20 protein-coding genes and 1 tRNA gene are annotated in these 21,097 nt (G+C 41.4%); 11 read left to right on the plus strand and 10 right to left on the minus strand.

Annotated features, from left to right (window positions below; genetic code table 11):
* The first annotated feature begins 30 nt into the window (after window positions 1-30).
* The 6 genes from KHZ77_RS03425 (at window position 31) to KHZ77_RS03450 (ending at window position 6,234) form a co-directional block, all read left to right on the plus strand.
* The gene (locus KHZ77_RS03425; protein WP_295195734.1) at window positions 31-348 is read left to right on the plus strand and encodes a hypothetical protein; all 318 of its coding nucleotides are present in this window, start codon (window positions 31-33) and stop codon (window positions 346-348) included.
* A gap of 535 nt (window positions 349-883) precedes the next feature.
* A tRNA-Arg gene (locus tag KHZ77_RS03430) sits at window positions 884-960 on the plus strand.
* Window positions 961-1,130: 170 nt separating this feature from the next.
* Window positions 1,131-1,445: a DUF1904 family protein gene (locus KHZ77_RS03435; protein WP_295195736.1), complete on the plus strand. Its 315-nt coding sequence runs from the start codon at window positions 1,131-1,133 to the stop codon at window positions 1,443-1,445.
* 276 nt (window positions 1,446-1,721) lie between these two features.
* Window positions 1,722-3,101, plus strand: a complete 1,380-nt coding sequence (locus tag KHZ77_RS03440; protein WP_295195737.1) for a YfcC family protein — start codon at window positions 1,722-1,724, stop codon at window positions 3,099-3,101.
* A 285-nt stretch (window positions 3,102-3,386) separates the two neighbouring features.
* Complete coding sequence (locus KHZ77_RS03445; RefSeq protein ID WP_295195739.1) at window positions 3,387-4,580, plus strand: M20 family metallopeptidase; 1,194 nt, start codon at window positions 3,387-3,389, stop codon at window positions 4,578-4,580.
* 307 nt (window positions 4,581-4,887) lie between these two features.
* The gene (locus KHZ77_RS03450; protein ID WP_295195741.1) at window positions 4,888-6,234 is read left to right on the plus strand and encodes an NAD(P)-dependent oxidoreductase; all 1,347 of its coding nucleotides are present in this window, start codon (window positions 4,888-4,890) and stop codon (window positions 6,232-6,234) included.
* Between the two features lie 164 nt (window positions 6,235-6,398).
* Here KHZ77_RS03450 and KHZ77_RS03455 read toward each other — a convergent pair whose 3' ends face one another.
* Window positions 6,399-7,598 carry a MalY/PatB family protein gene (locus tag KHZ77_RS03455; protein WP_295195742.1) on the minus strand — a complete coding sequence of 400 codons (1,200 nt, stop codon included), beginning with the start codon at window positions 7,596-7,598 and terminating at the stop codon, window positions 6,399-6,401.
* Between the two features lie 329 nt (window positions 7,599-7,927).
* Between KHZ77_RS03455 and KHZ77_RS03460 the strand changes: the two genes are divergently transcribed.
* Window positions 7,928-8,803: a hypothetical protein gene (locus tag KHZ77_RS03460; protein WP_295195744.1), complete on the plus strand. Its 876-nt coding sequence runs from the start codon at window positions 7,928-7,930 to the stop codon at window positions 8,801-8,803.
* A gap of 163 nt (window positions 8,804-8,966) precedes the next feature.
* Here KHZ77_RS03460 and ychF read toward each other — a convergent pair whose 3' ends face one another.
* The 8 genes from ychF to KHZ77_RS03500 all read right to left on the minus strand — a co-directional run bounded on the left by ychF (window position 8,967) and on the right by KHZ77_RS03500 (window position 17,263).
* Window positions 8,967-10,073, minus strand: a complete 1,107-nt coding sequence (gene ychF / locus KHZ77_RS03465) for a redox-regulated ATPase YchF (protein ID WP_295195746.1) — start codon at window positions 10,071-10,073, stop codon at window positions 8,967-8,969.
* A gap of 345 nt (window positions 10,074-10,418) precedes the next feature.
* Entirely contained in the window at window positions 10,419-11,552 is a 1,134-nt protein-coding gene (locus KHZ77_RS03470) for an ABC transporter permease (RefSeq protein WP_295195748.1), read from the minus strand.
* Window positions 11,524-13,056, minus strand: coding sequence for an ATP-binding cassette domain-containing protein (locus tag KHZ77_RS03475; RefSeq protein WP_295195751.1), 1,533 nt, complete (start codon window positions 13,054-13,056; stop codon window positions 11,524-11,526). Before KHZ77_RS03475 ends, KHZ77_RS03470 begins: the two co-directional genes overlap by 29 nt.
* Entirely contained in the window at window positions 13,053-14,027 is a 975-nt protein-coding gene (locus KHZ77_RS03480; protein ID WP_295195753.1) for an efflux RND transporter periplasmic adaptor subunit, read from the minus strand. The genes KHZ77_RS03475 and KHZ77_RS03480 overlap by 4 nt, the downstream gene beginning before the upstream one ends.
* A gap of 31 nt (window positions 14,028-14,058) precedes the next feature.
* The gene (locus KHZ77_RS03485) at window positions 14,059-14,676 is read right to left on the minus strand and encodes a TetR/AcrR family transcriptional regulator (RefSeq protein ID WP_295195755.1); all 618 of its coding nucleotides are present in this window, start codon (window positions 14,674-14,676) and stop codon (window positions 14,059-14,061) included.
* A 281-nt stretch (window positions 14,677-14,957) separates the two neighbouring features.
* The gene (locus tag KHZ77_RS03490) at window positions 14,958-15,308 is read right to left on the minus strand and encodes a helix-turn-helix domain-containing protein (RefSeq protein WP_295195757.1); all 351 of its coding nucleotides are present in this window, start codon (window positions 15,306-15,308) and stop codon (window positions 14,958-14,960) included.
* Window positions 15,309-15,336: 28 nt separating this feature from the next.
* Complete coding sequence (locus tag KHZ77_RS03495) at window positions 15,337-15,858, minus strand: SRPBCC domain-containing protein (protein WP_295195759.1); 522 nt, start codon at window positions 15,856-15,858, stop codon at window positions 15,337-15,339.
* A 430-nt stretch (window positions 15,859-16,288) separates the two neighbouring features.
* Complete coding sequence (locus tag KHZ77_RS03500) at window positions 16,289-17,263, minus strand: diaminopimelate dehydrogenase (RefSeq protein ID WP_295195761.1); 975 nt, start codon at window positions 17,261-17,263, stop codon at window positions 16,289-16,291.
* Between the two features lie 534 nt (window positions 17,264-17,797).
* Between KHZ77_RS03500 and rpsF the strand changes: the two genes are divergently transcribed.
* From rpsF to rpsR, 3 genes are read left to right on the plus strand one after another with little or no spacing between them, the layout of a single operon-like run.
* Window positions 17,798-18,082: a 30S ribosomal protein S6 gene (rpsF, locus tag KHZ77_RS03505; protein WP_295195763.1), complete on the plus strand. Its 285-nt coding sequence runs from the start codon at window positions 17,798-17,800 to the stop codon at window positions 18,080-18,082.
* A 17-nt stretch (window positions 18,083-18,099) separates the two neighbouring features.
* A complete protein-coding gene (locus KHZ77_RS03510) occupies window positions 18,100-18,501 on the plus strand; it encodes a single-stranded DNA-binding protein (RefSeq protein ID WP_295195764.1) in 402 nt (133 codons plus the stop codon).
* Between the two features lie 39 nt (window positions 18,502-18,540).
* Window positions 18,541-18,771 (plus strand): 30S ribosomal protein S18, encoded by a 231-nt coding sequence (gene rpsR, locus KHZ77_RS03515; RefSeq protein ID WP_115310530.1) that lies wholly within the window; start codon window positions 18,541-18,543, stop codon window positions 18,769-18,771.
* Between the two features lie 83 nt (window positions 18,772-18,854).
* Here the strand turns inward: rpsR and rhuM are convergent, their stop codons facing one another.
* Window positions 18,855-19,565, minus strand: coding sequence for a RhuM family protein (rhuM, locus tag KHZ77_RS03520; RefSeq protein WP_295195766.1), 711 nt, complete (start codon window positions 19,563-19,565; stop codon window positions 18,855-18,857).
* 189 nt (window positions 19,566-19,754) lie between these two features.
* On the opposite strand from rhuM, the gene KHZ77_RS03525 reads away from it, so the two are divergent.
* Window positions 19,755-20,576 (plus strand): sulfurtransferase, encoded by an 822-nt coding sequence (locus KHZ77_RS03525; RefSeq protein WP_295195768.1) that lies wholly within the window; start codon window positions 19,755-19,757, stop codon window positions 20,574-20,576.
* Window positions 20,577-21,097 lie beyond the last annotated feature (521 nt).

The following is a 21,097-nucleotide window of genomic DNA, read 5'->3' on the forward strand; positions in this document are numbered from 1 at the left end:
AGACTAAACAAAAGAAAGGGAGCTATTAGGATGACTGATATAGCATACTATGCAATCCATTACGGAGTGGATGAAAAAGGATACATTGCATATAATAAGGAGACAAAAGACGTAACCGTCGTGTTACCTGATGAAGCATGGCAAGAAAAAGTACTGACCTATTTGAATACAGATCAGGAAATCGAAAAAGCAACGGATTTGAATGTGTATGAGAAAGTAACAATTTCTCCACTTGCATCATTGGAGAATTTAAAACTGGCGTTAACATTGATGTGGGAACGCACAGACGTACAAGTTGACTGGAGCCGTCCGGTAGAATTAGACGGTCAGTTAATCTTCCCTGAATAAGACATTGTACGAATAAGACACTGTAAAGAATTTACAAACCCCTTACTTCTATTTGTGAAGTAAGGGGTTTTTATATATTAATTACAGATTGATTTCAAAGTGAGTGTCTTTAGTTTGTGAACAAAAGAAAAAATTTTGGTGAAAATATGTAAAATTGATGCTTATGTTTGATATTATAGTAAAAGTTATCCACAAAAGTCAGTGGATAACTTGTGGATAGACTGTGAATTTATTGTGTGTAAAGCCATTGTAAAAGTGTATAAGTCGTAATTTTAGTGGATAATTCTGTGGATAAATACACGTTTTAGTGTTAATAAACCCCATATAAAGGCAAAAATACACTTACGCACATAAAATTTTTCAAAATCTATCCACATTGGATAGACTGTTAAAATTCATCGAACATATATCCACAGTTAAGACTTTTTAAGCGTAAAAATAGGCTTTGAAAGCCGTAATATTGCAGTAAATGAGTGAACCGTTTATAATATAACTATTCTTTCATTTACTTTATTTGTAAATACAAGTTACATATGCGCCTATAGCTCAGTAGGATAGAGCAGCAGTTTCCTAAACTGCGTGTCGGTGGTTCGATTCCGCCTAGGCGCACCAAATAGACCGGCTTCAGTGGGCTGTGAAATATCGCAGCCACGAAGTCGGTTTTTTATATTAATTTGGTATTTTTATAGAAAATTATTTATTTTTATGTAAGAATGGTGTAATATTAAACTGTTAGATCTATAGCTGTTAACTGATTATGTATCGTATTAGGAGGCGCAGTTATGCCACAATTGATTTTTAAAGGTGTAAAACCTGATGTTGTAAAAAAATTAAGTATTCACTTGCCAAAAACATTGTCTGATTTATCCAATACGCCATTGGATTATTTCACACTGGAATGTCCTGAAACTCAATATTTCCGAAATGGCGAAGTTCATAACATGTACCCATTGGTGGAAGTGCTGCAGTTCGATCGCGGTGTAGAAATGGAAGGGCAAATGGCTAAGTGCATCGCTGATGCGGTGAAAGCGGAAGGTTTTGACGTGTGTGAAGTGTACTTCATGCATATTGGCAGAGACGATTACTACGAATTTTAATGGAACTAGAGAGAGCAATTTAGATTTGGGAACAATTTAAGTTGTTAATCCGTTAACAGTGTAAGTGAGGCTCCGCCTTTGGCGGGCTCATCGATAGATGTTAAATCCCCTTTGATTGTCACTTCCTGATTACTGCATCACATATTCGCACCGGAGTGCATAAGGCTTTCATTCTTGCCTTGGCCGGTGGGACTGTGAATTATGGTAACCGGACAGGGTGCACAATCTTGAGGGGATTTTTTATGTATTTGTTTTGCTTGAGAAAGGAGATCCTGTATGTTTAAAAACATAAAAGCTCCTCATACCTTCGTTTTGTTGGTGGGGCTTATTATTCTGGCGGTTATTGCCACTCATTTTGTACCGGCCGGTTCATTTGAACGCTTCAAGGACGCGGAAACAGGCCGTACGTTAGTAAAAGCCGGATCGTTTGCATTTATAAAATCCAATCCAATCAGTTTATGGGAAGTACCGGCGATTATTTATAAGGGCATTGTAAAATCAGCCCCTATTGTTACATTCATTCTAATCATTGGCGGCGCCTTCGAAATTATTATTGATACAAAAGTTTTCTCTGCTTTGGCGCAGCGTTTGTCCAAAGTATTTACCAAACGTCGCTTCATGGTTATTCCTGCCTTTGTAACGTTATTCTCTATTTTCGGTACCACCATGGGCATGTCCACGGAAGTTATGATTTTCGTACCTATTGGTATTGTATTGGCTGAGTCATTAGGGCTCGACCGCGTAACGGGCACAGCTATGATTGCTATGGGCGCGGCCATCGGCTTTACCGCCGGCGTACTCAATCCGTTTAGCGTTGGGGTGGCCCAGTCTATTGCGCAGCTTCCTTTATTCTCCGGCAGCGGTTACCGTATTTTCATCTTAATTGTACTTATTATTATTACGTCTTTATACATTATGTGGTATGCGAAACGCGTTATGGACGATCCTAGGAAGAGCATCGTTTACGGAGAAGAAAATCCGCCGGAATTTGAACTTGAAAAAGAAGAAGTTCCTATGGATACGCGCATGATTTTGAGCCTCTTAGCCATCGTTTTAGGCATGGGCGTTTTGATTTACGGTCTTGTAAAATGGGATTGGTATTACGAAGAAATGTCTGGTCTCTTCCTGACGCTGGGCGTTGTGGTAGGTCTTATTGCAGGCTATGATGTAAATAAAATTGCTAAAATCTTTGGTCGCGGTTGTGCCAATATCTGCGTTGGTGCCTTGATCATTGGTTTTGCTCGTGGTATCGAAGTGGTTCTTTCGGATGCAAAAATCATCGATACTATCGTTTACACATTGTCTAATGCAGTAGACGGCATGCCAAGTTATTTACAGGCTGTGGGCATGTTCCTCATTCAGTCCCTCATTAACTGTGTCATAGTATCCGGTTCCGGTCAGGCTGTAGTAACAATGCCGCTCATGACGCCACTTGCCGACATCATCGGTATGACTCGTCAGACAGCCGTATTGGCCTTCCAATTGGGCGACGGCTTCTCCAACTCCGTATTGCCTACGTCCTCCTCCTTGATGGGCTTCCTCGTTGTATCGCGCATTCCGTATACAAACTGGTTGAAATTCATGATGCCGCTATTTATCCTCTGGACTTTAGCAGGCTGTGTATTTATGGTTGGGGCTATCTTAATCGGATATTAATCGGATATTAATCAGATAGTAATCAGATAATTATCAGATAGTAAGCTATTAATCGGTTATTAAATATAAACGTCCTCCTTGTTATTTCGTTCAGGAAATACACCTGTTGCGATATAATATAAGGAGGACTTTTTATATAACAATTGTCTATTTAAAATTCATTAAGTATAAAGTCGTCTGTTTAAAATAGATTGACTATAAAGTAAAACCGTTTAGTTATAAAGCAAAGAAAATAGCTATAAAGTAGAATATCTATAAAAAAAGTAATTATAAAGGAGAGAGCATATGAACGCACAGGATATTAAAGCGGTAAAGGATTTTTTAAAAGAAGGTCCCGGCCATCAGTTAATAGCGTTAAGTGATGAAATTTTCGATTTGAAGGAATTGTCCGGTGAAGAGTTTAAATCGTCCGAGTTGTTGAAGGCGTATCTTGAACAGGCCAGTTATGAAGTGGAATCCGGCGTAGGTGGAATGGCTACGGCCTTTCGTGCTACATATGTAAATGGGGACGGCTCCGGCCCGTCATTTGGTCTGTTGGCTGAATATGATGCTTTGGAGCGTCTGGGTCACGGTTGCGCACATCATATGCAGGGCCCGGCTATTTTAGGAGCGGCTGAAGCGATTCGTCAGTTTGGAGGCCATCATAATTATAAAATCGTCATTTATGGAACGCCGGCGGAAGAAACGTTGGGCGGAAAAATTGTAATGGCGGACAACGGCTGTTTCCAAGACATCGATATTGCCTTGATGATGCACGGGGCGGACTCCACCTGTGTGGACGAACGCTGTATGGCGTTGGAAAACTTCGTAGTTACATTCCACGGCACATCGTCTCATGCGGCCATGAATCCTGATGAAGGACGCAGTGCTTTTGATGCGGTATTACTCAGCTTTAACGGCATTGAGTTTCTCCGCGAACACGTGAAGGATGATACGCGTATGCACTACACGGTGCGTGATGCGGGCGGAGCGCCTAATGTGGTACCTAATAAGGCTGTTGGTGAATACACGTTGCGTTCTTATGACACAGATTATTTAAACGAAGTAGTAGAACGTTTTATGAACATTTTAAAAGGGGCCGCCTTGATGACTGATACGACCTTTGAAGTGCAGCGTGACTATCCGTTTAAGGCTAAAATTCCTAACTTTACGTTGAATGATTTAGTGATGGAGCAGGCTGTTCAGCTGGGGATGCCACAGATTACGGAACCTCGTAAAAAGACGGGTTCAACCGACTTCGGCAATGTTATGTACATGGTTCCGGGCACATGTATCCGCACAGCTTTTGTGGATCAGGGTATTGCCGCTCATTCCACAGAATATGTGGAAGCGGGCAAAACGGCACGGGCTCATGAGGCGATGCTTGATGCGACCGTTGTCCTGGCAGGTACTTGTATCGACATATTGAACAATCCGGACATGTTAACGCGCATACAAAATGAGTTCCAAGAAGCAAAGCAAAAAGGAATGAGTAAGTAGGACCTATAAAAGCCTATAGATTTAGTATAGAGACCAACGTAAATAATTTATCTTTACTGTATGATATAGTTAACATGAGAAAATCAGATAGATAATATAACGATAATGCCCGTGTAGAATGAATAATATGTGCCCCTTTTGGTGATTAAAATTTTGCAGGTGCTAAAATATAGATTGTTTTGTATAATATAGATTAGCATGTAATATGCGGAAAATTTCAAAAAAGGTACAATTTGGGGATTTAATAAGGGTATAAAAGAGAGATGGTTACCGGGTGGTAACATCGCGGTTTAGAGGAGGCAGTATAATGAGTGAAGATGCAGTAAAATATGTAGAATTTGATAAAGACTATACATTGGAAGAAGCTTTGGCAGAAGCAAAGCGCTGTTTGAATTGCGCCAAGCCTTTATGCCGCACAGGTTGTCCGATTCAGAATGAAATTCCTCGCTTTATTCACGCCATCGCGCGCGGTAACTTCGGGGAAGCTAACGATATTATCGGCGAACGCAGTAATTTACCGGCTATTTGCGGCCGTGTTTGCCCTCGTGAAAAACAATGCGAAGGTCACTGCATTTTAAATCGCGCTAAAAAACCGATCAACATCGGTAAATTGGAACGCTTTGCTGCAGACTTCGAAAGTCATTATGGACTTCGTAAGTTAAAACCTATTATTAAAGATCAAGGTAAAATTGCCGTTATCGGTTCCGGTCCTGCCGGCCTTACCGTAGCAGGCGACATGGCCCGTCTCGGCTATGATGTAACAATTTTTGAAAAACAGGAAGAACCGGGCGGTATTCTGCTCTACGGTATTCCTGCATTCCGTTTGGGTAAAGATGTTGTGCGTCGTGAAATCGACCGCTTGAAAGCATTGGGCGTTAAGTTCGAATGTAATGTGGAAATCGGTCCTGAACGCAATATTGATACACTTATGGCGGAAGGTTTTGACGCTATCTTCATCGCCATTGGTACACATGTGCCAATTCCATTGCCAATGGAAAACGACGATAAACCGGGCGTGCTTCAGGCTATGGCTTTGTTGACTGCTGTACAGCTCCATGAAAATGGCCGTATTGGCGAAGAAATGATCGCTGTAAAACCTGGTGACCGTGTAATCGTTATCGGCGCCGGCAACGTGGCCATGGATGCGGCTCGTACTTGCGTGCGTCTGGGCGCTAAGAGTGTTAACGTGGCATATCGCCGCGGCGAAGCTAATATGAGTGCTAACCCTTCCGAATATGCGGAAGCTAAAGAAGAAGGCGTTCGTTTTAACTTCTTCCGTGCTCCTGTAGGCGTGGAAAGTGACGGTCAAATCGTAACAGGCCTTCGTTGTGAAGTACAGGACGGTCATGAAGACGGTTCTATCACAGGTACCGGTACATATGAAATTTTACCGGCCGATAAAATCATTATAGCCATCGGTCAGAAACCTAATACGTCCATTGTGGGCGCTGAAAATGGCATTGATGTTGATGATAACGGTTATGTAATTACCCGTGATATGCCTTATGGCATGACCAGCCGCAAAGGCGTATTCGCCGGCGGTGACATCGTTCATAAACCTGCCACTGTAGTATTGGCTATGCATGCAGCTAAAAACGTTGTAGAAGGCATGGTTAACTATTGCGAAGCTAAACACTATTTAGGTGATTTATAATACGTAAAAAAAGACCTGAATGAAAGGCTCCTACTCACGAGGAGACCAATCATTCGGGTCTTTTTTAGTTTGTATTGGTATAAAGATTATAAAGGCGTTTATTCGGTTTAGTTTATATCCATTTAATCTTGCCTTTAATTAGACCTTCTACTTATATCGTTTTATTAAACCTTTAGGCTTTCCAGACCTTTACTGAGTCGTGCCACCGCTTCTTTAATGTTGTCAGGGGAAGTACCTAAGTTAAAGCGTGCAAAGGATGCGCAGTCTTTGGAGAACCAGGAGCCCGGGTTGGTAGCCAGTTTGCAGGTGTGGAGCAGGAAGTCATTAGTTTTCTCCGGTTCCATATAGGCGGAGAAATCAACCCATGCCAGGTACGTACCTTCCAGCGGTGTAATTACCAATTCAGGAGCCACTTTTAAAAGTTCTTCTTTGAAATAGTTGTAGTTGTCGAGAATAACCGCTTTTAAAGCATCAAACCATTCGTCCCCATGAGCAAAGGCCGCCTTGGTGGATTCCAAGCTGAGCACGTTCAATGGCGTATGATCAACGGCTTTTGTGTACTCATCATATTGACGGCGCAATGTTTGGTCAGGAATAACCACATGGCTGATCGGCAAGGATGGCAGGCTGAACGTCTTTGATGCACTGAATAAGGCAATGAGGCGATTCTTATAGTGGCCATCTTTTACAGTCAAGGCAGAAGTAAATTTGTATGGCTCGAAAATAAAATCTTGATGGATTTCATCGCTTACGATAATTACATCATGAGCCTCGCAAATGCTGAATACGGTGTCCAATTCTTCTTCGGTCCATACGCGGCCTGCCGGGTTGTGAGGATTGCAGAAAATCATGAGCTTAACGTCGTTGTCTGTTATCTTTGCTTCCATATCTTTAAAATCAATGGTGTAATGGCCTTCTTCATCGCGAATCAGAGGACTGGTGATGAGTTTTCGGCTCGTATCTTGCGGTGCCGATTGGAATGGCGGATATACAGGGGTGAAGACTAATACGCTGTCACCGGGTTTGGTATAGGCGTTTACAGTATTATAGAATCCTGTAACTACGCCGCCGCAGAAGCGCACGTGTCGCTCATCCACCGTGTAGCCGTGATGGCGCTGCAACCAGCCGTTGATGGCGTCGAAATAATCTTCCGGAACTAAAGTATAACCGTATGCACCGTGGTTAACGCGTTCAATTAAGGCGTCAGTGACTTCACGAGGTACTTTGAAGTCCATGTCTGCGATCCATAAAGAGAGCAAGTCCGGAGCATCGAAGCCGAGACGTTTCCCCATGCCGTCCCATTTGGAAGAATTTGTGTGACGTCGGTCTACACTGTATTCGTTAAGAAATTCTATTTGATTCATAATGCTTTCTCCTGTATAAAAAATAAAATTAGATGATGTATAATCATGTTTGCTGATTTTATTATAACATAGAGAAATATAAATATATTAATTGTTACAGCCCTTATTTAAGTTTTGTCCTATATAATTTTATGTCATGAACAATTCATCGGAATATGATATACTGATTTTATAGATATAGTTCAATATATAGGCTGATTCTGTATGTTATTCTCACAACAAGTGGGAATATACAGACAGGAGACTATGTAGTTATAAAGTAAAATAACTATATATGGTAGCACAGGAATGTGACTATATATGTGTTCCTATTAAAGGAGGAGTATGTTATGAAACGTAAATTACAGCAATATATAATGGCTGTGCTTGTGGGCGGCGCAGTGCTTGGCGGTTTTTCCGCAGTCAGTGCGGCCGATGTGACCGTAGTGCCTGTAGATTCCGAACCGTCCGTAGCGGTGACGAATGAATCCGGCGATATTGTAGCCGTTCAGACACCGACTGAAGCGCAGAACAACACAACCGGTATTATGACAAAACGCATTTCCCAGGACATTTCGCCAAGCAGTAACAAGGAAATGTGGAACGAAACAGATGCGTTAACTCGTGATGCGGAACTCATTCAGGTGCCGGATGCCAATGCGTACTACCAACGTTTGGCCGTGGCTGTTTCGCCAATCGCCATTACCGGTGACCGTTTACACATTACCTATCCGGAAGTGAAACATGTGAGCCCTGTAGTAACTAAGATGATGAACGAAAAAATCACCAAGTACGTACAGACCTTGCAGAAGAATTTGGAAAAGAATAATCTGAAAGCGGATATGAAGCAGAACTTGTACATTACCTACGATGTAGTGGCTAATGGCGATGGTATCTTCAGTGTATTGTTAAAATCTTACACTATCGGCGATCAGGCGGCTAACGGCTTAAATACAGTAAAAGCATTTACATTTAACAGCTCCAGCGGTCGTCTGTTGTCTTTAGGTGACTTCGGCGGCGTGTCCAAGGACGTATTAAATGCGGCGATTAACGATAACCAGGAAATTTCCGACCAGTTCTTCCCTGAAAACCGTACGGTAGATAAAGTTCCTTCCGACTTCTATGCAACAGAAGATCACGAATTGTACATTATCTTCCAACAGGGCACTGTAGGGCCTATGTCCTCCGGTACCATCTACGTGCCTGTAGGTAAGAGCAAACGATAAGAACTGTTAAAAAGAAATAACACATAACAGTTAAAAAGAAATAGCACATAATTGTTGAAAAGGATTAACATATATTTACATGATAGTTAAATAATAGTTAAATAGTAAAAGGATGTCATAACCATGCAGGTATGACATCCTTTTGTATTATTTATTGCAAAGTTTACACATTGAAGCGGAAGTATGTAACGTCGCCGTCTTTCATGATGTATTCTTTACCTTCCAGACGTACGAGGCCTTTTTCTTTCGCCGCATTTTGGCTGCCGCAAGCTACGAGGTCATCATAAGCTACGATTTCAGCACGAATGAAGCCTTTTTCAATGTCGGAGTGAATTTTACCGGCTGCTTGAGGTGCTTTTGTACCTTCTACGATTGTCCAAGCGCGAGCTTCCATTTCACCGGCTGTGAAGAAGTTGATAAGGCCCAATAGTGCATAGCTGGCTTTGATCAATTTATCCAAGCCGCTTTCAGTAAGACCTAATTCTTCCAAGAAGGAAGTAGCTTCTTCTTCGGATAATTCAGCAATTTCAGATTCGATGCGGGCGGATACAACAACAACGCCGGAACCTTCTTTAGCTGCATACTCCTGAACGCGTTTTACATAGTCGTTACCGGAATAGTCGCTGATTTCATCTTCGGAAATATTAGCTACATATAAGGATTTTTTAGCTGTAAGCAAGGTTAATTCCTTGAGTACTTCCAATTCTTCTTCTTCCAGACCTTGTGCACGAACAGGGATGGCATCGCCAAGACCTTCGCTAACTTTTTCTAAAATAGGAAGTTCGATGCGTGCATCTTTGTCGCCGCTTTTGGCGATTTTTTCAATGCGCTGCTTGCGTTTTTCAACGGAATCAAGGTCAGCCAGACATAATTCTGTATTGATGATTTCAATGTCGCGAATCGGATCGATGGAACCGGATACGTGAGTGATGTTAGGGTCATCGAAGCAACGTACAACCTGTGCAATAGCGTCAACCTGGCGGATATGGCTGAGGAATTTGTTACCCAAGCCTTCGCCTTTGGACGCACCGGCAACGAGACCGGCAATGTCTACGAAGCGCATAGCTGCAGGAATTACTTTCTTAGAGCCGAACATTTCAGCCAATTTATAAATGCGGTCATCAGGAACATCTACAACGCCCACATTCGGTTCAATTGTACAGAACGGATAGTTAGCCGCTTCAGCGCCGGCTTTTGTAATAGCATTAAACAAGGTACTTTTACCAACATTTGGAAGGCCTACAATGCCCACTTCAAGATTTGTACTCATTCGATTCTCCTCATAGTAACAGACATGGATTACACAGTTAACTTCATCACAATAATATACTTGGATTATAAACAGAATCTCAATAATATAATGGATACAAAATTAGCTGCATGAATTAATCAGTTTTTTATGCAAGATATAGACGATTTGGCGTCTATACTGTAATATCTATTGATTTCAACAATATATTATAACATAGAAATACAGACCCTGTATAAGAAGCATCGAATAAAAGGCAATATTACACGAAATTATCTATTTTTAGACTACGTGCAAATTGGATCAAACGTAGCCGGCAGTCTTTAAGCTCAATTGTGGCTCAAGTGATAACATGGTTATTCGTAACTATCCGTTTTTACGTTTATTTGTAAAGGACCACATGCTGATGAGTCCTACGATGACTATGAAGGTACACAGGGCCAGCACTTGAGGCCACAGGTACTCGAAACCGATCCCTTTCAGCATAATACCGCGGATAATGGTGAGGTAGAATGTCATAGGCACGAGGGCACCGATGTATTGGAAAATAGCATCCATGGCCACGCGAGGGAACATGAAGCCTGACAGTAAAATGCTTGGCATGTAAATCATGATAGACATTTGCATGGCTTGCAATTGTGTTTTTGCTACCGTGGAAATGAGTATGCCGAGGAGCAACGAGGCGATGAGGAAGATTGTTGTAGTGATGAAGAGTACAAAGAAGCTTCCCTGAAATGGTACATCAAAGAGAAACACACCGGCAATGAGTGTTACACCGGCTTGCACGTAACCGATAATTACATAGGGAATAACTTTACCTATGATGATTTCGTAATTTTTCAGCGGCGTTACCATGAGCTGCTCCAAGGTGCCCACTTCCTGCTCACGCACAATGGCCATGGCGGTAATACTCACCAAGGTCATAGTAATCATCATACTGATGATGCCCGGCACGATGTTGTAGGCCGTAAGAAAGTCCGGATTGAACCAAGGACTGATTTTTACGTCAATGGCATTGCCGGACGGAACGGCCAAACCGGTGGCGAGCATGCGCTCCGATGTAATTTTCAAAGAACGTTGTTGGCCCAGCAATTGTGCCGTACTGATGGCGCTGTTGGCGGTCATATTGTCACTGGCATCGACAATGAGCTGCATTTCCGCCGTACGTCCATGCTTAATATCTTCGCTAAATGTAGGCGGAAAAGCCAGTGCCGCTACAGCTTTACCGGAATAAATACTGTCCAGCATGTCCTGATTGCTGTGTACATACTCCACCACATCATAGTAAGATGTGCCGACAAATGCGTTGATAAGTTCCCGACTCTCCTCGCTTTGTGACTGGTCGTAAATGACCGTGGGTACGTGTTTTACGTCAGTGTTGATGGCGTAGCCGAATATAATAAGCTGCATGAGCGGCATCAGAATCAACATGAGCAGGACGGCTTTATCCCGTTTCATTTGATTAAATTCTTTAATTAGTATGGCCCAAATTCTCTGCATATTCAGCACTCCTAGCTTGTTTCATATAATAAATAAACGCATCTTCCAGATTATGGGCACCCGGTGTAGTTTCTTTTAATACATTAGGACGGCCTTCGACAATTTTTTGGCCCTTGTCCATAAATAGGATGCGGTCGCATTGTTCGGCTTCGTCCATGAAGTGGGTGGTTACTAAAATTGTGGTTCCCCGGTCGGATAATTTGTTGATGACGGCCCAAAATTGGCGGCGCGTCAACGGATCTACACCGCTGGTCGGTTCATCCAGGTACACGATGGCCGGTTTATGTAAAATGGCGGCGCCTAACGAAGCGCGTTGGCGCCAGCCCGTCGGCAATTCACGAACCAGGCGATTTTTAATGTCGTGTAACTCTAGTTCATCGATGACAGTATTGATGCGTTCGGCTAACTCGGCCGGTTTTAATCCATAAACCCGACCGTAAAATTCGAGATTCTCCATGACGGTTAAATCGGCATAGAGACTAAATTTTTGGGACATATAGCCCAACTTGGACTTGATGAGTGCCACATGGTTTGTCACATCCGTATCGAGCACTTCGATTAGTCCGGTTGTAGGTGCTAAGGTGCCGCAGAGCATGCGGATCGTAGTCGATTTACCGCAGCCGTTGGAGCCGAGAAGTCCGAAGATTTCTCCTTCTTTGATGGTCAAATCTAGATTGTTCACAGCTGTAAAATTGCCGAATCGGCGCACCAAATCCTGCGTTTGAATAACGACCGGTTTATGGGCGAGTCGCTCGAATTCATGCTGTACCGTATAATTGGCGGTAAGTTCGTTATTTTTATTAACGAGGCGAATATATACCTCGTCCAATGTTTGATTTGAACTCACCTCCGTTTGATCTCGTAATTCCTGCGGCGTGCCGAGGGCTAATATTTGACCGGCTTCAAAAAAGGCGATTTGCGTACAATAGTCGGCTTCATCCATGAATGGAGTGGCGACTACCACCGTGGTGCCGTTTTGGTTGATTTTTTTTATTAAAGTCCATAGCTCGCGGCGTGATAAGGGGTCAACACCGGTTGAAGGTTCGTCCAAGATAAGTAACTTCGGTGTATTTAAGAGAGCTACGGCTAAGGCGAGCTTCTGTTTCATACCGCCGGATAAATCATTGGCCATGCGCTCTTTAAAATTGCCAAGTCCTACATATTCGGCGAGCGTATCACATTTATTGTACAGCTCTTCATTGGTGAGACCGTATAAACGGCCGTATAGCTCGAGGTTTTCGTACACACTCAGATTGGGATATAAAGCAAAGAGTTGTGATACGTAGCCGATGGTATGTTTTATATCGAGTGGTGAGGCACCGTTAATGGAGACAGCCCCTTCACTAGGGGTGATGAGGCCGCATAGTATGCGTAGGAGCGATGATTTGCCGGCACCGTCGGCACCGACCAGGCCGAACATTTCGCCGTCCGGAATGGTCAGGTTAATGCCGTTCAGAGCTTGCACCTGGCCGTAATGTTTGTGGAGATTTTGAATGGTAATCATAGAATCACCACATCCACAGGCATACCCGGTTTCAGAATTTCTTGACCGTTATTTACTTTGATGCGAACTTTGTATACTAAGTTATGGCGTTCCGTTTTGGTGATGCTTTGACGCGGTGTATACTCCGCTTCAGGGCTAATGCGTTCAATGTAGCCCTCAAAGATTTGGTCAGGCAAACCGTCTACTTTAATTTGCGCTTTGTCGCCTACTTTAATAAGTGCCAGTTGTTCGGTGGATACATAAATATGAACCCATGCATCCTGCATATCCGCGATGGTCAACACAGGAGCGCCGGCTTTAACATATTCGCCTTTATTGTAGTTTTTTGTTAAAACGAGGCCGTTAACAGGGCTTTTCATAATTAAATCTTCCACCTTGCTTTGGGCGGATGCCACATTAGCATTCAACGCATCTACCTGTGCCTGGGCGGCGGCAATTTGCTGAATGCGTGTGCCTTGCAGTAATTCCTGATAATCGGCTGTGGCTTTAGCAAGGTTCTGTTGCGCTACATCATAGGCTTGTTGTTTTTGATCGCGTAATTGAGCTGATACAGCGTCTTCCGCATATAGAGCATTGTAGCGACTCAGTTCCTTTTGCGCCTGGTCACGGGAAACAGTAGCGGAGTCAACCAAGGCTTTGTAGGCTTTGATTTGGTCTTCGCGCGCACCGGCCTGTAAATCCGCTAAGTTGGCGGCCCCTTGAGCCAGGGATGCTTTGGCGGCATCAAGTGCTGTGTTGGTGGTCGGCTCCGATAAGGTGAACAGTGTTTCACCGGCAGTGATGCGGCTGCCTAAATCGACGTCCAGTCCTTCAATATAACCGCTGCTGCGCGGTGTAATATCGTATTGATGTACTTCAATGGTGCCGACTGTATTTACTTTACCGGTGGTCGTTTTTGGATAGAAATAGTAGATGGCGATGCCGATTAAAAGAATCAGGAGCAGGCCGATGGGAATGTATTTCTTTTTCATAAAAGACTCCTTTTAAGGTATATGATTCTACTTAGTGTTCCGGGAAATAGGTATCAAAAAAGAATTGTAGTGATGCTTTGGTTTCCTCCGGTGAAATGAAGATATCGTTCATTGTCTTAACGGCTTCATTGATAGAGGCGCTGTAAATCGTTGGAAAGACTAACATGGAAATTAGATGACTGAACGTAAATCGAGTCATATGGCGTATCGTTTCCTCCGATGCGTTCGGTTGTTGTTCTTTTATGAGCAGCATAATATGCCTCATTATTTTGACAACGCCTTGAGCCCGTAAGAATTTAATATAGGACATCTGCGTCGGGTAAGTCTGTTTAGATGAAAAGAGATAGTAAATAAATTTTTTATGCTTTGCCAAATGTTGTTGGTATTGAATTAAAAAGTCGAATAGGCGCTGTCTGGTCGGTTTGCTTTCGTCATCTAAGAGTGTAAAAAACTCTTTAGCGCGCATGAGGATCTGATTGATTACTTCATTGAACAGATTATCCTTGTTTTTAAAATGGTAATTGACGAGTGCCACATTGACGTCGGCTTCGGCAGCAATCATGCGCACTGTTATACTGCTAATATCGTCGTTATCAAGCATTAAACGATAGGTTGTATTGATGATTTTATCCTTAGTTGATTCGGCCATAATATATTCTCCTATGTATTGCAACGTACTTATACAGATTAATAATAAAATTTAAACAGTGTTTAACTTACAACTTCATTTTAAACACTGTTTAAATAAAAAGCAAGCGTATTTTACAACAATATGAAATAGTTAATTGTTAATTTAAAAATAATAAAAAAAACAGCTTGAAGAAAATATATCTTCAAGCTGCTCTTTGGATTTTAGGAGTTATTATTGAAATAAGTTTTTAATAGTTTTTTATTGATGCTGGGGGATCGTTTACTTACTTTTTTCCTGTATTAATTACAGGACGTTTCTTTTGGTAAAATGCGGTCCCACATATAGGTTTTTCCCCAATCGCACATAGCTTCAATAATGGGAGCCAATGTTAGGCCGAATTCAGTCAAACTATATTCTGTTTTAGGAGGGACTACAGGATACACTTTTCGCTGAATCACACCTGTTTCTTCTAATTCTCGCAATTGTTGAGTTAACATTTTAGGCGTAGCCTGAGGAATGACGCGTTGCAATTCACTGTAGCGATGAGTGCGTTCCAATAAATGCCACAAGATAATGCATTTATATTTACCGCCCAGCAGGCTGAGAGCCGCTTCAACAGGGCATTGGAACATAGAATTTTTTGTAGCCATTAATAATCCCTTCCTAAATAATAAATTCTTATTTGCCGGCTTTGGCTTTTAATAACGTAGCCGCTAAGCCGCGGAGCCAATCCTGATGGCCGATATTCATCGGGTCAGTTGGATCTTCGTGTAACGCAACGGCCGGTTTGCCGATTTGAGATTCCTGTGTGAGAATGCGCACGCGGTTTTCAGATAAATCTTCAATAAGCCAAGCGTGGATAACATCGAGGCGATGTTCTTCGTCACCTTCAGCCCAACCATGCCAAGCTAAGCGGCCCGGTTGATCTCCGGATGGAGCTTCAAATTCGGTAATTTCAGCTTCGATAGGAAAGCCGAATGTTTTGAAACGAAAACGGGTATTTTCAGCGAGCTTCGTGCCTTTAGTGTTATCAAATTCTACATCGGCCACATTTTTATAATAGGTAGGCCAAATGGCTGTATCGATTAAATTTTCAAAAGCTTCTGCAGCTGTAACACCTTGGATAATCACTTCATTGGAAGCAAAATTGTCGGTTGTACCCGGTAAATATTCGTGTGGCCAATTAATTTCATGTAACATAGTTTATCTCCTTATATTGTATCATAGTCTTTATATGTATTTAGTCTCATAACGATGTTCACATTGATGAATCGCGTGACTCTATTTGTAATTCTATTAATGAATTGTTGTATTGAAAATTATTCTTATCAGCTGATGAGTTCATTATAGGCTAAATGATGTTTTTAAGGAAGAATGCACTTTAAAGTGCTATAGTACCCAAAAAGAAAGAAATGGATAGTTGCAGTGATTATTAACGATAGATACGTATAGTTACGGTAATTAATAAGGATAGACAAATATAGTGACAGTGATTAGTAAGGATAAAGATAAGTGGTTACAGTTTTTAATAGTTAATTGTTAATTGTAATAAAAAAGCTATGCCTCGTTGTAAGGCATAGCTTTTAATATATTATATGGTATTAGTAAGACTCTTATAGAAATAAGCTTCTTATAGAGAATGAGCTCTCAATTCTTCAGCGCTGTGGGAAGAAATCCAAGCCGGAGGAATGTCGAACACTGTGAATGCACCGGTGCCACCATGTTGGCCTAAACGGAAAATGCCGCGTGCATAGGCAGTTAATACAGAACCGGTAAATTCAGGGTTGCTGTCCAATTTCAAGGAGTATTCCACTACGTGGCGAGTACCGGTAGTGCTTTCGCCGCTGCGAAGTACGAAGCCGCCATGAGGAATGCCTTTGTGGTTTTTATCCAATTCTTCCTGGGAAATGAAGTTTACGATTGTTTCATAACCTACGAAGTAGTTTTCCATAGTTTTGATTTCGTTTTCAATCTTAGCTTTGTCAGCGCCTTCTGCGGCAACAACATAGCATTCGCGAATATGACCGCTTTGTGCAGTTACTTCAGGAGTACCGCCTTGGCGAATTTCGTTTAAGTATTCTTCGCGAGGTACAGTGTATTGACGAGCGTCAAGTACGCCATCGATACGGCGAATTGCATCGGAGTGACCTTGGCTTACGCCGCGACCCCAGAATGTGTAGGATTTGCCTTGTGGTAAAATGCTTTCAGCGAATACACGTTGTAAGGAGAACATACCTGGATCCCAACCGCAGGAGATCAATGCTGCATTGCCACCTTCTTTAGCAGCTTTATTTACATTGTCAAAATGTTCAGGAATGCGCGCATGTGTATCGAAGCTGTCGATTACTGTAAAATGTTTAGCCACCATTGGTGTTTGTTCGATAAGGTCTGTCGCGGAACCGCCGCAAAGAACCATAACGTCGATTTTACCTTTGAAGCTTTCCAATTCATCCATTGTGTGACTAGGTACACCACTTACTGTTTGTAAGCCGGAACGACGGGAAAATACACCAACAAGTTCCATGTCCGGTTGTAATTGAACGGACGCTTCCACACCGCGGCCAAGGTTGCCGTAGCCTACGATACCAATTCTGATTTTGCTCATAATTAATCCTCCTGTAAATAACAAGTGCAATATTATCTATTTAATAGGGCTTGTATTACAAATACGTTAGATTAGACGTTAGATTAGACTTTATATTAAACGTCTAACTTGAAAGATTATCTTGAAAGACTCTCTCATATAATATTTATTCAAGTATACAACGTCCTCATGATGATGTACAGACAATTTTCTATAGAATTTTAGAAAAGTAAATATAAGGAAATGGAATAGACCATATGAAGGTCACATAGATATGGAGATTATATAGAAGTATAGAAGAGAAATGTAAACAAAAAGTATATATAATATAAGAGGGCGAATATGTAATATACCGCCAGGGAAGCAGAATATAAGGGAATGGGGTAAAAAATCGGGGAAATGACTATGCAATGCGCAAAAATTTACATGTTTTTGAAGTAAAATTGCTTGCAATCTGCCTGACTATAAGATATAATAGTAAAGCTTATTGATGGTAAGCGCTTCCTACCCCTATGGAAGATAGGGGCATATGTCCAAAAGAGGAGGTGATTTTGTATGAACAAATACGAAGTCATGGTGATTGTGAAACCAGCCGAAGAAGAAGCAACTAACGCTGTAATTGAAAAAATTGAGGCTTTAATTGCACGTGTAGGCGGCACAGTAGAAAAGGTAGATCGTTGGGGCAAGCGTCGTCTTGCTTACGCAGTGAAAAAATTCACTGACGGTTTCTACGTATTGATCAACTTTGAAGCAGCTCCTGCTGAAATCAAAGAAATCGATCGTGTATTGAAAATCAACGATGAAGTCCTTAAACACCTAATTGTTAAACACGGCAAGTAAACCCAGGAGGTTTAACTATGAATTCAGTACAAATCTTAGGTAATTTAGTTCGTGACCCTGAAGTTCGTTATACATCTACAGGCAGACCGGTAGCGTCTTTCACTGTAGCTGCAACAAATACTTATATTGACAGAAGTACCAATGAAACAAAAGAACAAACCGCTTTTGTTAACTGTGTAGCCTGGGGTAAACTCGGGGAAGCGGCAGGCAGCCTTCGTAAAGGTAGCCGTTGCTTTGTAGAAGGTCGTATAAATACTCGTTCGTACGAAACTGCAGACGGGCAAAAACGATATGTTACTGAAGTAGTAGCCAACTTCGTTGGCCAAGCATTAGATACTCAAAACGTTGAAAGCTTCGGCGGAGAGTCTTCTAATTTTGACAACTTTGGTGGCGGAAATGAAGAAAACATTCCGTTCTAATGTTTAGGACTCCTACTAATTCGAAAAGGAGGATTCACAATGAGAAGAGATAGAGGCAGAAAGCCTAGAAGAAAAGTATGTAACTTCTGCGTTGATCATGTAGATCAAATCGACTATAAAGATATTGCTAAACTTCGTCGTTTCACGACTGAACGCGGCAAAATTCTTCCACGCCGTATTTCCGGTACTTGTGCAAAACATCAGCGTAAATTGACATTAGCAATCAAACGCGCTCGTGCAATTGCATTGTTACCATTTACAGCAGAATAAGACTTTATAGTTTTATATGAAGTGAATGATTCCCGGTAACCGAAAGGTTGCCGGGTTTTTTATTTGTATATGACCATTCGTTATTATTGACAATTTTTTGCAGTAATAACATCGCTTTGGAGGATTTTTCCGTTTGGGGCATTTCTCCAACTAGTTAGTCCCATATGCGGCTTTTGGTGGTCAGCACGATTATAAATAATTTCAGTAGCTGTATGTTTGGTAATGGCCCAGTGAAGCTTGTTTTGGACGGAAGCATAAAATAGTTGAGCCTCCTGACTATCTTTATTATAGTCAAAGCTACATTGCGCAAAGATATCAGTAATTTTTTGATAAAAGCGTCTTTCAGAAGCTCGAATTTCCCTGATACGTTCTAATAGTTCGTCAAAATAGTCTTTGCCGAATGGGCGGCTATTTTTTAATAGCTCATCGTTAAGTGCGAATCCTTTGACAATATATTCTTTTAACATATTTGTAGCCCATATACGGAATTGGGTAGCTTCCTTGCTATTAACTCGATAACCAACAGCAATAATGGCATCAAGGTTGTAGAATAAAACTTGATAAGTTTTTCCATCTTCGGCAGTATGTGCAAATTTTGCACATACTGAATTTTCTTCTAGTTCTTGGCTATCGAATATATTTTTCAGGTGTTTTGTTATCACTGATCTATCAACACCAAATAATTGGGCAATATCTTTTTGAGGCATCCAAAATGTATCATCTTTAAAAAGCACGTTTGTAGTAATGTTAGAACTACTTGATTGATAAATAATTACATCTCCTTGAGGATGCAATCCATCAAAAAAAAGAAAAACATATAAACCTCCTATAAAAGCGCTTTATTTCTTTCAATAACATAAAACATTTGTTTGATTTAATTATAACATAAAGAAATAATTGAAGATAGTATAAACATGCTGTTACAATAGCATTATAGATATGAATAATATTATAGTATTAATAATATATAGGGAGGGACAATTATGAAGCATTTTATTACACCGGACGAATTGGCAGCGAAACAGCAAAATACAGTTATTTTAGATGTGCGTGGCCCGGAAGCGTATGCAAAAGGCCATATTGAAGGCGCTTTTGTTATGAGCTTAGATGGTGACTTATCCGGCCCGGTAGCTGAACACGGTGGTCGTCATCCATTACCGGATATGGCTGTTTTTGCTAAAAAGCTGGAAAGCTTCGGCATTACAAAAGAAAGTCACATCGTTATTTGCGACAGCTGGATTTTTTTGGCCGGCCGTCTTTGGTGGATGCTCCGCTATATTGGACTGGAAAATATTCAAGTGTTAAACGGTGGCATTGAACGTTGGGTAAAAGAAGGTCATCCAATTACAACAGAGCCGACTGTATTACCTGAAAAAGCAAGTTTCTTGGATTACCGTTTACAGCCTCATATGTTTATGGGTCGTGCAGAAGTATTGGCTGCCAGTGAAGCGGGTGATCATGTTATTATTGATGCGCGTGCCGGTGCTCGTTACGAAGGAAGCGTAATAGATACATTTGACGGCATGACCGGTCATATTCCGGGAGCCGTTAACTACTTCTGGGAAAATTGCTATACAGCAGATGGAGTTAAACTGGTAGAAGAATTAAAAGAAATGTTCAAGGATTTATTCACCACAAAGAAACCTATTGTTGCGTATTGCGGTTCCGGTATCACTGCCTGCCTTACTATGCTTGCCATGTATGAAGTGGGCATCGATGCTGCGCTGTATGTAGGCAGCTCCAGTGACTGGGTAACTTATGATAACTTCCCAATTAAAACAGGGTGTGAATTTATAGCGGGATAATGTCAGTAGAAGATACACAGTAATAGTTGGCTACTTTAAATAGTTATATATTATAAAGGGAGCAGCTATATATAATAAACAAAGCCGGAGAGGAAATATCTTCTTCGGCTTTTATTTTATATCCACTGTGAGAGGATAAAAATAACGATGTAAAAGACTGCAAAATATTTTAAAAAAGGGCTTGACGTGAGTCTCTAAAAAAGGTAAGATATATAACGTTCCCGCTGAAAGGACATAACAACAAAGCGTTGTTGAACAGCGGCTATATATGCATTTATATATAGTTGTAACTTTTAACGGTTTATTTTTAAAACTGCCGATCAGTTTTAAAAATAAAAAAGAACAAAAAAGTGCTTGACAATGAAAGTTGAAAGCGCTATAATAATTAAGCTGTCACAAGTTGATAAACAACTTGAACGACATCAGATCTTTGAAAACTGAACAATGTAAGGTAATCATTTCTAACGAAATGAACATATGCCAGAGTGCGGGTTTCACTAAGTTGAAACCAACCAAATAAA

Origin of the sequence: Veillonella sp. (genome assembly GCF_018364065.1) — a bacterium.
Lineage (GTDB): Bacteria > Bacillota > Negativicutes > Veillonellales > Veillonellaceae > Veillonella_A.